This window comes from Luteitalea sp., from assembly GCA_009377605.1.
Lineage (GTDB): Bacteria > Acidobacteriota > Vicinamibacteria > Vicinamibacterales > Vicinamibacteraceae > WHTT01.
Window position 1 is genome coordinate 1 of record WHTT01000132.1, and the last position, 12798, is coordinate 12798.

Here is a 12798-nt window from a genome sequence, read left to right on the forward strand (position 1 = left end):
AGCGCGCGGCAGGCTTCTACGAGTCGATTGCCGAGCGACTGCACGCGGTGCCAGGCGTTGCCCGCGCGGCGTTGTCGACGCACCTGCCGCTCGAATGGATCAACAACGGCGAGCGCCTGTTCGTCGAGGGTGTGGAGCAAGGCGCCGTTCGCTTCAAGCGCGTCGATCCCGGGTATTTCGAGGCGTTCGACATTCCCTTTGCAGCCGGCCGCGGCATCAGCCGCCGCGATCGCGGAGGCGCCCGGCGGGTCATCGTCATCAACGAAGCCCTGGCGAGGCGTCTGGTCGACGTCGCTGGCATGAAGGACGCTGTCGGGCAGACGGTGAACCTCACGTGTCCCGCTTACGCAGAGGAAGATTCCATCAAGGCGCCCTTCGAAATCGTCGGGGTGATCCGCAGTGAGCGCGTTGACGTGCCTTGGCAGCCAGACCCGCCAGTGGTCTACGTCCCGTTGGCGCAGGTTCCCTCGCGGGGCGTCAAGCTGGTCGTCCGCACGGAGCCAGACGCGGCATCCATCATGCCTAGCATCCGCGAAGCGGTCGGGCAGGTCGATTCGAACCTCCCGCTCGGAGACGTGGCGACGATGAGCCAGGTGCAGGCGCGGACGCTGTCGGCCGCCAGCCGTCCAGCGTCGGTCATTGGCGCGTTTGCCTTCGTGGCCTCGCTGCTTGCCGCGCTCGGCTTGTACGGTGTCCTGGCGCATGCGGTCACGCTGCAGCGAGGCGAGATCGGCATCCGCATGGCGCTCGGCGCGCAGCCGCGGAACGTCCTTTCCCAGGTGTTGCGGAGCGCCGGTTCGATGGTCGCGGCCGGGCTCGTCCTTGGGCTGATCGGCGCCTTCGCGCTGACCCGAGTCCTCGAAAGCCTGCTGTTCCAAGTGTCGCCCGTCGATCCGCTAGCGCTCGCGATGGCCTGTGTCTCGATGATTGCCGTAGGCCTACTGGCGGCTTTTGTTCCCGCCTGCCGAGCGGCGGGCGTCGACCCGGTGACGGTGCTTCGCGAGCAGGGCTGAGGCAAAGGCCCGCCGACACTCCCAGAAGAATACGTTATTATTTCGTAGACATTATAACTTTGACTTACCCGGCGCCGATGGTATGTACTTGGGGTTGACACGGCTCTCGGCTGGATCGCGTGTGGGTCGCCCGAGGGCCGGCTATTTTGAATATCCATGGGCAAGACGCTGCTCGAAAAGGTGTGGGACGCGCATACGGTCCGCACCCTGCCAACCGGTCAAACCCAACTGTTCATCGGGTTACACCTCGTGCACGAGGTGACCACGCCGCAGGCGTTCGCCGAATTGCGCGCTCGCGGCTGGAAGGTGCGCTTCCCCGAGCGCACGTTCGCCACGGTCGACCACATCGTGCCGACGCGCGACCTGGAACGGCCCTTCGCGGACGAGATGGCAGAGGCGATGCTGTCGGCGCTCGAGGTGAACTGCCGTGACTTCGGCGTGCCGCTCTACGGCCTCGGTGATTCACACCAGGGCATCGTCCATGTCATCGGCCCGGAGCTTGGTCTCACGCAGCCTGGGATGACGATTGCCTGCGGCGACTCGCATACCTCCACGCACGGCGCATTCGGTGCCGTGGCCTTCGGCATCGGAACGTCGCAGGTTCGCGACGTGTTGGCATCGCAGTGCCTGGCGCTCGAGCCATTGAAGGTGCGGCGGATCAACGTGAACGGCGTGCTTCGGCGCGGGGTCTACGCGAAGGATGTGATTCTCGAGATCATCCGACGGCTCGGCGTGAAGGGCGGCGTGGGCTACGCCTACGAGCATGCGGGTTCGACGATCACGCGGATGTCGATGGACGAGCGGATGACCATCTGCAACATGTCCATCGAGGGAGGCGCGCGCGTCGGCTACGTCAATCCGGACGACACGACGTTCGCGTTCATGGAGGGGCGCCCATTCACTCCGGTGGGTGAAGGGTTCGATCGCGCTCGCCAGTGGTGGCGCTCGATCGCATCCGACCCTGATGCTTCGTTCGACGATGAGGTGGAGATCGATGCCGGGCGGCTGGCGCCGGTCGTGACATGGGGGCTCAATCCGGGGCAGTCGGTTCACGTGGACGAGCGCATCCCTGGTGCGAACAGCTATCAACCCAACGAGCGCTCCACGGTAAGCGAGGCGCTCTCGTTCATGGGCTTCACGGGCGGGCAAGCCATCACCGGTACGAAGATCGATGTCGCGTTCCTCGGCTCCTGCACCAACTCGCGACTCTCGGATCTCCGCGAGGCCGCGCGCCTCGTGGCAGGCCAGAAGGTGGCGCCACACGTCAAGGCGCTCGTCGTGCCCGGCTCCCAGGGTGTGCGCGCCGCCGCCGAGCAGGAGGGATTGCACGAGGTCTTCAGGCACGCAGGCTTCGAGTGGCGCGGCGCCGGTTGCTCCATGTGTCTCGGCATGAACCCGGACAAGCTGACAGGCCGAGAGATCTGCGCCTCCTCCTCGAACCGCAACTTCAAGGGGAGGATGGGCAGCCCGACCGGGCGTACGCTGCTCATGAGCCCCGCTATGGTCGCCGCGGCGGCAATTGCAGGTGAAGTGGTGGACGTTCGGACGATGCTCGACGCGCCGCGTCGCCCGACCTGAAGGTCGGGCCTACATGCGCATCTTGCCATCAACGGGTGTAGGCCCGACCTTTAGGTCGGGCACATTGAAATGTTGCCATGAGCTCTCCCTCTCCTCGCATCCAACGCCTGACGGGCACGATGCTGCCGCTCCGAGGCCACGACATAGACACGGACCGTATCATCCCGGCGCGGTTCTTGCGCGCGATTACGTTCGAGGGTCTCGATCAGCACGTATTCGAGGACGACCGTGCGTCGACCGATCCGAGCCGCCCGCATCCGTTCGACAACCCGGCGTACCGCGGGGCATCGATCCTCGTCGTGAACCGCAACTTCGGCTGCGGCTCCTCACGTGAGCATGCACCGCAGGCGCTGCGCGGCTGGGGTATTCGTGCCGTGATTGGAGAGTCGTTCTCCGAGATCTTCTTTGGCAATTCGGTCTTGCTTGGCATTCCGTGCTTGACGGTTTCAGCGGAGGACGCGTCCTGGCTGATGGATCTCGCCGAGAGCTCGTCGTCGATGGCCGTCGATGTCGATCTCGAGGCGCTCGCGCTGACCGCCGGTGATCGCGTTGTCGCACTGGGCATGTCGCGCGCCGCGCAAGAGGCCCTTGTCTCCGGCGCGTGGGACGCCACGAACCTGCTTCTGGAGAATCCCGAGCAGGTGAAGGCGACCGCCGCGCGTCTCCCGTACGTCAGCGGCTTTTGATCCTGACACTCGCCGACCGACACGCGAGCGCCGCGCTTCATTCATCTCCCCAGTCCGAGACCGCATTGATAAAGTCCTGGTGCTGGTCGTGCGCTTGATATGGAATACTGTTGGAAGTATAGTTGGTGGTATGAAAGTCAAGACATCGGTGACGCTTTCTGCGGATCTGCTGGAAGCGATTGACCGGGAGGCAGGGAAACAACAGAGCCGTTCCGAGTTCATCGAGTCGGCTTTGAGAACCTTTCTCGGACAGGTGCGTCGCCAGGCACGAGACGCACGTGAGCTCGAGCTGCTGAATCGCCACGCCGACCGCCTCAATGCCGAGGCAGAGGATGTCTTGGAGTATCAGGTGATTCCATGAAGCGCGGGGAGCTCTACCGCGTCCCCCATCCGACTGCCGCAGAACCGAAGCGGTTTCGCGTGTTCGTAGTAGTGAGCCGCCAGACCCTCGTCGATTCGCGCCTTTCTACCGTGATCTGCGCACCGATATACTCACGGCACGACGGGCTCTCGACGCAGGTGGCCGTTGGCGTTGATGAAGGTCTGAAGCACGAGAGCAGTGTTCACTGCGATGAGCTCGTCAGCCTGCCGAAAGCCAGACTGACACGGTTTGTGGGTCGACTCTCGCCCCAAACGCTCCAGGAGGTCGCACGGGCGCTGCAAATCGCGCTCGATATCGAGGACTGAGCCGCGTCGGTCTACAATGATGCTTTGGCGTATCAGTGCGCTTCACACGGGTCCAAAGGAAAGTACACATGTTGCTCGTCAGCCCGGCTCGCATCTTCACGCGTGTCCTGCTTCTCGTTTCAATCACTGCGGTTGCGGCGATGGCCCAGAAGGCGGAGAAGCCCGTTCCCGTTACGGTCTACAAGACCGCTACGTGCGGCTGTTGCGCGAAATGGAACGACCACCTGAGCGCCAACGGCTTCGACGTGACGTCGAAAGACGTGGAATACGACGCGCTCGAGACCATCAAGGACCAGCACAGCGTCCCGGACAGCATGCGCTCCTGCCACACGGCAATCGTTGGTGACTACGTCGTCGAAGGCCACGTTCCCGCCGACGTCGTTCGCAAGCTGTTACAGGAACGGCCGAAGGTGCCGGGCATCGCGGTGCCAGGGATGCCGATGGGATCTCCAGGGATGGAAGGCTTCCGCAAGGATGCCTACGACGTGTTGACCTTCGATGCGCAGGGCAAGACCTCTGTGTTTGCGTCGCGGTAGCATTGACCAACCCCCCGAATCCTGATTACCAAACACCCGGTCCAACCTCCAGGACCCAGCGTGCGTAGTCGATTGTTGAGGCCGTTGAACCGCACGCCAAGACGAAGACCACATGTGCTCGCCGGAGGGGTGCCGGGTGTCGCCTGCGAGGGTTGCGCTCCTGCCGACGCTGTCACGCCGAGGAGGAGGATGCCGATCATCCAGATCTTGTGCACGAATGTCATCGAGCCTCACGAATTGGAGAGCACCGGACCGGCAAGGCGCCCCGGGGCGTCCCGGAAGCCGCGCCTGCGGTCGTGCAGCGAATCGTATACACCAAAGATCATGCGTGCGACGCCTGTCCAGTCGAACATGGCGGCCGTCGCACGGCTGGCCTGGCGAACGAAACAGCGACAGCAACACAGCGCCTACGGTCTCGGTCACTCGCGTGCTCCTCTCGTGCATGGAAGTCGTGGTCCGCTCACGCGCACTTGCCATGTCATCCTTTCTGAGCTCGCATCGCCCTTGTCGCGGAGACCGCCGGTATTGTCAGGCGAGCCGCTGTGACATCGCGGTACGTTTGATAGAGCGGCGCGAGGGCGCGCGGCCAGCTTCTCCCGAGCGTGTAAGCGCGAGCTGCTCGCCCCATGGCGATGCGCTGGTCGCGCTCGCGCGCCAAGAGCACCGCGCGCGAGATCAGGTCGGTTGCCCTTTCGGCCGCGCACACGAACCCGGTCTCGCCTGCCACCATGTTCTCGCGCGGACCACCCTCGTCCGAGACGAGCACCGGGAGGCCAGAAGCCTGCGCCTCCAACACGACGTTGCCGAGCGTGTCCGTCCGGCTCGGAAAGACGAACAGATCGGCCGATGCCATGGCGACCGCGACGTCCTCATGTGAGAGCGCGCCCGTGAACACGGCGTCTGGACAGGCGGTCTCGAGGGCGCGACGCATTGGACCGTCACCGACGAAGACGAAGCGGTAGTCGATACCGGTGGCGCGCAGCGCCTGCATGAGACTCGACACCTGACCGAGCCCCTTCTCCGCAGAGAGCCTGCCCACGTACAGCAGCACTGGTCGATCGTCGGTCACGCCCCACGCCTCACGCATCGCCGCCGATCGTGCCGCTGGCCGGAAGCGCTCCGTGTCCACGCCGCGTGTCCAAATGCGAATCTTCTCGGGGCGCAGCTTTGCAGCGACGAGCAGCGCTCGAGTGGCTTCTGAGGGCACCAGAATCCGCTCGCACTTGCCATATGGCCAGCGCTGATACTCGCGCATGAGGCTGCCAAGACGGGGCGATCCGCTCAGGAGCGCCGTGTACTCGGAGAGCTGCGTGTGAAAGCTCCCGATCATCGGTATCCCGAGTCGCCATTTCACGAACATTGCCGCAAGGCCCACCGGTCCCGGCGTCGTGTAGTGAACCAGGTCGAGGTCGTCCATCTGCGCGTGGCGCAGGAACGCGAGGAAGCGCGGCACGTACATCTTCATGTCCCGATAGAAGGGAATGCCCACGCCACTGGAGCGCAGCGCAAGGTAATCCGGCTGGTCGCGTGAGAGGTCCGCCGCCGTGTAGATGCGGATGCGGATATCCGATGGGCGCCACCGCAGCACGGCCTGGAGTGTCGTCGTGACTCCTGACACCTTGCCGAAGTCGTTGTCGGTGAAGATGGCCACGTGCATGTCAAGCGTCCCCTTTTTTGTCCCGCACCAAATCGAGTAGCATCCTCTCGGTAATGTGAGAATGGTTCGGAAGGTGGCTCACGCCGTCCAGGTAGGGCCGGCGGTCGTTCTGGTCGCTGTTCTTTTGGGCGCCTCGACTCAGCCAGGGATCGCTTTCGCCATCGGGCGTTCGGCGAATACGCCCCACCACGATCGTGGTAGGGACCCCTCGCCGCGGCCTCCCTACGATTCTGCCGGGGATTCCGCCGGGGAGACGAGGGCTGCCGAGGAGGTCGTCGGAAATGACCAGGATCGAGATGGCTTGCCGGACGCGTTCGAAACTGCGCTCCTCGAACGTTTCGCGCCGGATTTCCTGATCAGCGCCCGCGAATGTGATGGCCTGCCAGCCGAGTTTCTCCCAGGCTCGCCGGAGCCGCGTGTCGTCGCACGCAACGGCACGATCTACGGCCAGGTATTCGAGAACCTCGGCCCAGGCTGGCCCGGCGCTCTCGTAGAGATTCACTACTACCATCTGTGGGGCCGAGATTGCGGCCGCATCGCGCATGCGCTCGACGTCGAGCACGTCTCGGTCTTGCTCCGCGCCGAGCATCGACACGCGCCAGTGACGGCGTGGACCGCGTTGTACTGGTATGCCGCCGCCCACGAAGATACGGTCTGTGACGCCAGCCACGGCGCGGGCGCGGACACGGTCGACGCCGTCGATCAGGGGCCCAGGGTATGGATCTCGCGAGGCAAGCACGCCTCGTTCCTCAGCCAGCGGCGATGCGCTTGGGGCTGCGGCGGTGACCGCTGCGACGAGATGATCAGCGTTCCTACGGAAAGGGTGATCAACCTGGGAGAGCCGGGGGCCCCTCTCGGCGCGGCATCGTGGATCGGCTCAACGGCCTGGCCGCTGGCGGTCAAGATGCAGTCCGACTTCTCCAACCGCGTCCTGACGCGGCTTCACAAGGCCAAGGCGGGACAAGTCGTAGCGTTGAACGGCTTGCAACAACCGTGGCAGGCGATGATCCTCTCGGGCGACTCGACGGCTGACGCGGTTGCAGTGAGTAACCGCGAGACGGGGAAGGCCGTCGGGATCGCCGGCATGTCGACTGGTCGTGCGCTGGCCACGAGCGCTGCGAAAGTGGGCGCGTCGCTCGGGCGCAGCGGACGCAGCGTGTGGAGATTCCTGCGGGGGGCCGGGCCGGAGCCCTGACGATTGTCAATGCAAGTGGTGGGCTACGCGAGCCGGCTGTCTTCCTCCTCCGGAAAGTCTTTGAGCTCGGCGCTGTACTCGCGCGCCGCGGTGAGCAGCGCCTGCGAGGCGTGCGAGAGCTCTGCGCCGTCCCGGTAGACGAGCCGCAGCGCTCGTGGGAGCCGGACCTGCGCAACCGGTATTGCCGCCAGTCGTCCAGCGGTGAGCTCTGCAAGCGCGCAACGCCGCGGCAGCAGCGCGACGCCCAGATCCATCTCGACGGCGCGCTTGATTCCATCCAGGCTGGGGAGGGCAATGACGATGTTGAGTGGCTCGTGGCGCTGCTCGAACAGCCGTAGCACGCGCTCGCGCGCCGGCGAGGCTTCGTTGTGCGCAATCACGTCCTGCCGCCCGAACTCTGCCATCGTGACCTGCTTGCGCGATGCCAACGGGTGCTTCGGATGGGCAAGCATCACGAGCTCGTCGTGACCAATGGTGACCGTTCCCAAGCCGCGTTCCGCCGGCGTGAAGCTCAGGACACCAAAGTCCAGGCTGCGTTGGAGGACCTCGACGCCAATCTGCCGTGAGGGCACGCGCCGAATATCGATCTGGACGTGCGGATGGGACTCGCGGAATCGCTCGACGAGCGGCAGTGCAACGTGCACGGCCGCCTCGTTGGCACCGATGAGCACGCGTCCCCGCCTCAAGTCGCGCAGCTCGCGCACCGCGCTGTCTGCCTCTTCCGCCAGACGCATCAGCCGCTCGGCGTAATCGAGCAGCACACGGCCCGCATCGGTGAGCTTGCCATCCTTGGCAGAGCGATCGAAGAGTCGCTCGCCGAGGTGGTCCTCCAGGCGTCGTATGGCCTGACTGACCGCCGGTTGTGTGCGATGCAACCGGGCCGCGGCCCGGGAGAAGCTGCGCTCCGACGCGACTGTAAGGAAGACTTGCAGCTCGGCCAGGTCCATGTCACCTCCAGCGGACGAGTTGGCCGCCTCAGTATAGCATTCGGAAGCGTTATGCTTTAGTAAGGATTATAAATTTGACTGTGGATCTGTGAGTGCGCTGTACTGGAGAAGTCGACGGAGATCTTGGATGCCCGACCCAAACATCATTGTGTTCGACACGACGCTGCGTGATGGTGAGCAAGCCCCTGGCTTCTCGATGCGCATCCAGGAAAAGGTGCGGTTGGCGCGTCAGCTGGACGCGCTTGGCGTCGACGTCATCGAGGCGGGATTTCCCATTGCATCCGAGGCAGATGCCGAAGCGGTGCGTCTGGTCGCCACCGAGATTCGCAGACCGATCATTGCGGCCCTTGCGCGCTGCAACCCAGCCGACATCGACGCCGCTGGCGTCGCGCTGCGATCGGCCACGCGCTCACGCATTCACACGTTCATCGCGACATCGGATCTCCACCTCGAGCGCAAGCTGCGCATGTCACGTGACCAGTGCGTCGAGGCGGCGGAGCGGGCCACCCGTCTTGCACGCCGCTATACGAGCGATGTGCAGTTCTCGGCAGAAGACGCCACACGCAGTGATCTCGACTTCTTGTGTCTGATCGTCGAGGCCGTGATTCGCGCTGGTGCCACGACGATCAACCTGCCCGACACGGTCGGCTACTGCACGCCGGACGAGATTACGGATTTCTTCCGGGCAATCATGTCGCGGGTACCGAATGCCGACAAGGCGGTCTTCAGCACCCACTGCCACGATGACTTGGGCCTCGCAGTCGCGAACAGTGTTGCTGCGCTCAGGGCGGGTGCACGGCAGGTCGAGTGCACCGTGAACGGCATCGGCGAGCGCGCCGGCAACGCCGCGCTCGAGGAAATCGTCATGATCGCGCAGGTCCGCCCGGATCGCACCCAGTTTCGCACGCGCGTTCGGACCACCGAGATATTCGCCGCTAGCCAGCTTCTCACCGAGCTCACGAGCGAGTCGGTCCAAGCCAACAAGGCAATCGTCGGGCGGAATGCCTTTGCCCACGAGGCGGGCATTCATCAGGACGGCGTCCTCAAGGACCGGCGAACCTACGAGATCATGACGCCGGAAAGCGTGGGCGTGCCGCGCACCACGCTGGTGCTCGGGAAGCACTCGGGCCGTCACGCCGTACAACAGCGGTGTGAGGCGATGGGCGTCAAGTTGAGCAAGCACGAGCTCGACGGCGTCTATAGGAAGATGATTGCGCTGGCCGACCGCAAGAAGGCCGTGTCGGAGGAGGAGCTCGCGGCCATCGTACGCGAGATTGCAGGCAGTCCCGCGCCGCCTGATTCCACCCGCTCGGCCGCCCACGCCCCGCGACCTGCCCAAGACACCACACCTGCCGAGGTCGGATACGGCCACGGCGTCTAGGTAGGGCCGCCTCGCCGAGGCGGCCGTGACGGCGCGGGAGGCTGACGCGCCCTACCATCGCTTGACGTCCTACATCGCATATGATCTCCTGCCAAGTCGGTACGTTTGGGCGGGATTGCGCGGTGCACACTGAGCAGCGCATTCGCCCTGGCGATTGAGCGCAACTCAAACTCAGAACTCAGAACCTTGTACATTCGACTTGCAATCTTGCCGGGCGACGGCATCGGGCCCGAGGTGGTTGCGGCCGCAGAGCGAGTGCTTGGTGCGACCGCGTCCCGATTCGGCCACCAGGTCGACAGCCGCCGTTGGCCAATCGGCGGTGCGGCGCTGCGCCTCGATCTGCCGGCGCTTCCACGCGACACCTTGCAGGCCTGCTTGGAAGCGGGCGCCGTCTTTCTAGGAGCGGTCGGCGATCCGGCGTTCGACAACCTACCGCGCGAGGGGCGCATCGAGACCGCCCTGCTCATGCTCCGAGAGCGCCTCGGTGTCTACGCCAATCTACGTCCCGCCCGCGCCTGGCCGGGCCTCGAGGAGGCCTCTCCGTTCAAGCCAGAGCGAACCGCGGGCGCCAACCTGCTCATCGTCCGCGAGCTGCTCGGGGGCCTATACTTCGGTGAGCCCCGCGGAATCGAGGACGATGGCACCAGTGCTTACAACACGCTGCGCTATACGGAGCCGGAGGTGGCGCGCGTGGCGGATGTGGCGTTCACGTTGGCCGCAGCGCGACGCGGGCGGATGACATCGGTCGACAAGGCCAACGCGCTCGAGACCTCGCAGCTCTGGCGTCGTGTGGTCAAGGAGGCCGCGCCCCGGTTTCCAGACGTGACGCTCGAGCACGTGCTCGTCGACTCCTGTGCCATGCGGCTGGCACTCGCGCCCGCGAGCTTCGACGTCATCCTCACCGAGAACACCTTCGGGGATATTCTCTCGGACGAGGCGGCCGCCATCGGTGGATCGCTGGGCCTGTTGCCCTCGGCGAGCCTCGGCAATGGGCCGGCGCTCTACGAGCCGGTGCATGGCTCTGCGCCAGCGATTGCGGGAAAGGACATCGCCAACCCAATTGGCGCAATCCTCTCAGTGGCGCTGATGTTCCGCCACAGCTTCGACGCCGACGAAGAAGCACGGACCATCGAGCAGGCCGTGGCGGACAGCCTCGCTCGAGGCGCCCGCACCGCCGACCTGGCGCCTCCTGGCGCGCGCTCACTTACATGCTCCGAGATGGCCGCCGCGATAGCGGACCGCGTTGCCGAAGCAAGCTAGTGGGCTGTAGCCGCTGAATCGGTAACGGTCTGTGGTGCCGGATACCGCCTCATTCCGTTGTGTGCTACCATCACGCTCTGCCTGGGTGCCCACGAGGGCATAACGGGGAAGACCGGTGCAAATCCGGCGCGGTCCCGCCACTGTGAGTGAAGGCGCGTCGCTTCGAAATACCACTCGGCCAGTAGCCGGGGAAGGTGAAGCGGCCCAGCAAACGGCACGAACGTTCGCTACCTTCCGAGCCAGGAGACCTACCCAGGGGTTCTGCGGTCGACTTTCTGCGACGACAGAGAGTGCGCACTGGAACCTCCGGCGTCACGCCGCCCTTCCAACGCACTCCTTCATCGTTGCCGCCGTCGGTCTGCCGCGCTGCCCGCGGAGGCAACGCTCATGGTTCGGATTGTTGCTCGCCCTTGTCGGCTAATCCCAGCCGCCTTCAGCATTGCGTGTCTCATTGCCCTGCCGTCCCGACTGGACGCGCAGACGGCTCCCGCGATTACCGGCACGGCGTTCGACGAAGCCGGTGCGGTTCTCCCTGGCGCTCGTGTCACGGTCGCCGATAGGGACGGTCGCGTCGTGCGCACGACTGTCACCGATGGCACCGGCGCTTTCGCGATCGAGACGTTGAGGCCAGGCACCTATACCGTCGCAGTCGAACTAGCGCTGTACGCCACAGCCACCCAGTCGGTGACGGTGCCCGCCCGTGGCGTCGCGCCGCCCGTGCGCGCCGTTCTCGAGGGCGGCGGGTTCTCGGAGAGCGTTGTCGTCAGCGCACGACGCGTCGAGACGCGCGTTGCCGAGACGCCCCAGAAGGTCGAGATCATCGACGGCGCCGACATCGACCGCACAGTGGCCACGGATCTGACCGATGTCCTGAAGAAGGCCGCTGGCGTGGACGTCATTCAATACAACGGCGTCTTGTCAGGCATTGGTATTCGAGGATTCCGCCCGCAGTTCTCCGGCATCAATAAGCGCTCGTTGCTCTTGATCGACGGGCGGCCTTCGGGCGTGACGAACCTGGCGACCTTGCAGGTGGACAGCGTCGAACGCATCGAGGTCCTCAAAGGCGCCGCGTCGTCAGTCTACGGCTCCTCGGCGATGGGCGGCGTCGTCAATGTCATCACGCGGCAGTCTCGCGGCAAGCTTACCGGCACGGCGCGCCTCGGCGGCGGCAGCTTCGCGACGTCCGAGCTCTCGGGGCGCGTGGGCGGCAGCGCGTCATCGCGGGTGGACTTCGACCTTGGCGGCAACGCGTTCGATCAACGTGACGACTACCGCATGGGCAATGGCGAGGTGCGGCCGGCCACCAGCTACAAAACCTACGACGGCTCCGCACGTGTGGGAGTGAACTTGGGCGCGTGGCGTCTCGAAGCACGCGGGAATGGCTACCGCGGGCGCGACATCATGACGCCGGGCGACCTGTTCACGGGCGTGAGCTCCCAAGGTCGCAAGAACCTCGAGCGCTCGAGTCAGGACGCGCGCCTCACAGGCCTCGTCGGCGGCCACGCCCTCTCGGTCACGGGCTACCACGCCGACGAATCGAGTCACACCTTCAACGTCACGACAACGAACCCACTCGACCAGCCGTATCTGCCCTACCTGTCGTTCGAGAGCGACCTCGGCTGGGCCGGCCTGCAGCTGAGGGATGCCTGGAGCTGGTCAGATCAGAACAACGTCGTCGTTGGCTTCGACTACGAGAAGGTCACGAGCGTCAGTCGATCGTACCTGCGTACGGGAGATCGGTCCGCCCCGTTTTCGGCGGACAACAACAAACGCACAGCCGGGTTCTATGGGGAGAACACGCTAAGACTCCGCGACGGACGCATGGTCGTGACGCTCGGTGGTCGTGTGGACCACATTG

General features: G+C 64.9%; 12 protein-coding genes and 1 riboswitch. Of the genes, 10 read left to right on the forward strand and 2 right to left on the reverse strand.

Annotated features, from left to right (window positions below; translation table 11 throughout):
• The 6 genes from GEV06_26340 to GEV06_26365 all read left to right on the forward strand — a co-directional run.
• Nucleotides 1-1013: FtsX-like permease family protein (locus GEV06_26340; GenBank protein MPZ21382.1), on the forward strand; the 1013-nt coding region annotated here is incomplete at its 5' end.
• A gap of 156 nt (nt 1014-1169) precedes the next feature.
• Entirely contained in the window at nt 1170-2591 is a 1422-nt protein-coding gene (gene leuC / locus GEV06_26345; GenBank protein ID MPZ21383.1) for a 3-isopropylmalate dehydratase large subunit, read from the forward strand.
• Nucleotides 2592-2668: 77 nt separating this feature from the next.
• On the forward strand, nt 2669-3277 hold the full coding sequence (gene leuD / locus GEV06_26350) for a 3-isopropylmalate dehydratase small subunit (GenBank protein MPZ21384.1): 609 nt from the start codon (nt 2669-2671) through the stop codon (nt 3275-3277).
• A gap of 130 nt (nt 3278-3407) precedes the next feature.
• On the forward strand, nt 3408-3638 hold the full coding sequence (locus GEV06_26355; protein ID MPZ21385.1) for a ribbon-helix-helix protein, CopG family: 231 nt from the start codon (nt 3408-3410) through the stop codon (nt 3636-3638).
• The gene (locus GEV06_26360; GenBank protein MPZ21386.1) at nt 3635-3964 is read left to right on the forward strand and encodes a type II toxin-antitoxin system PemK/MazF family toxin; all 330 of its coding nucleotides are present in this window, start codon (nt 3635-3637) and stop codon (nt 3962-3964) included. The genes GEV06_26355 and GEV06_26360 overlap by 4 nt, the downstream gene beginning before the upstream one ends.
• A 68-nt stretch (nt 3965-4032) precedes the next feature.
• Entirely contained in the window at nt 4033-4500 is a 468-nt protein-coding gene (locus GEV06_26365) for a DUF411 domain-containing protein (GenBank protein ID MPZ21387.1), read from the forward strand.
• Between the two features lie 478 nt (nt 4501-4978).
• Here the strand turns inward: GEV06_26365 and GEV06_26370 are convergent, their stop codons facing one another.
• Complete coding sequence (locus tag GEV06_26370; GenBank protein MPZ21388.1) at nt 4979-6157, reverse strand: glycosyltransferase; 1179 nt, start codon at nt 6155-6157, stop codon at nt 4979-4981.
• Nucleotides 6158-6458: 301 nt separating this feature from the next.
• Between GEV06_26370 and GEV06_26375 the strand changes: the two genes are divergently transcribed.
• Entirely contained in the window at nt 6459-7352 is an 894-nt protein-coding gene (locus tag GEV06_26375; protein MPZ21389.1) for a hypothetical protein, read from the forward strand.
• Between the two features lie 23 nt (nt 7353-7375).
• On the opposite strand, the gene GEV06_26380 is transcribed toward GEV06_26375, so the two are convergent.
• Entirely contained in the window at nt 7376-8299 is a 924-nt protein-coding gene (locus GEV06_26380; GenBank protein ID MPZ21390.1) for a LysR family transcriptional regulator, read from the reverse strand.
• A 127-nt stretch (nt 8300-8426) separates the two neighbouring features.
• Here GEV06_26380 and GEV06_26385 point away from each other — a divergent pair, with 127 nt between their 5' ends.
• The 3 genes from GEV06_26385 to GEV06_26395 all read left to right on the forward strand — a co-directional run.
• Entirely contained in the window at nt 8427-9680 is a 1254-nt protein-coding gene (locus GEV06_26385) for a 2-isopropylmalate synthase (protein MPZ21391.1), read from the forward strand.
• A gap of 186 nt (nt 9681-9866) precedes the next feature.
• Complete coding sequence (gene leuB / locus GEV06_26390; protein ID MPZ21392.1) at nt 9867-10940, forward strand: 3-isopropylmalate dehydrogenase; 1074 nt, start codon at nt 9867-9869, stop codon at nt 10938-10940.
• A 66-nt stretch (nt 10941-11006) separates the two neighbouring features.
• Nucleotides 11007-11211, forward strand: a riboswitch (cobalamin riboswitch).
• A 116-nt stretch (nt 11212-11327) separates the two neighbouring features.
• The coding region (locus GEV06_26395; GenBank protein MPZ21393.1) for a TonB-dependent receptor plug domain-containing protein at nt 11328-12798 on the forward strand (1471 nt) is incomplete at its 3' end.

Bases quoted from the DNA above. Each gene is read 5' to 3' on its own strand.
- leuC (MPZ21383.1), top strand. From the start codon at position 1,170: ATGGGCAAGACGCTGCTCGAAAAGGTGTGGGACGCGCATACGGTCCGC.
- leuD (MPZ21384.1), top strand. From the start codon at position 2,669: ATGAGCTCTCCCTCTCCTCGCATCCAACGCCTGACGGGCACGATGCTG.
- GEV06_26355 (MPZ21385.1), top strand. From the start codon at position 3,408: ATGAAAGTCAAGACATCGGTGACGCTTTCTGCGGATCTGCTGGAAGCG.
- GEV06_26360 (MPZ21386.1), top strand. From the start codon at position 3,635: ATGAAGCGCGGGGAGCTCTACCGCGTCCCCCATCCGACTGCCGCAGAA.
- GEV06_26365 (MPZ21387.1), top strand. From the start codon at position 4,033: ATGTTGCTCGTCAGCCCGGCTCGCATCTTCACGCGTGTCCTGCTTCTC.
- GEV06_26370 (MPZ21388.1), bottom strand. From the start codon at position 6,157: ATGCACGTGGCCATCTTCACCGACAACGACTTCGGCAAGGTGTCAGGA.
- GEV06_26380 (MPZ21390.1), bottom strand. From the start codon at position 8,299: ATGGACCTGGCCGAGCTGCAAGTCTTCCTTACAGTCGCGTCGGAGCGC.
- GEV06_26385 (MPZ21391.1), top strand. From the start codon at position 8,427: ATGCCCGACCCAAACATCATTGTGTTCGACACGACGCTGCGTGATGGT.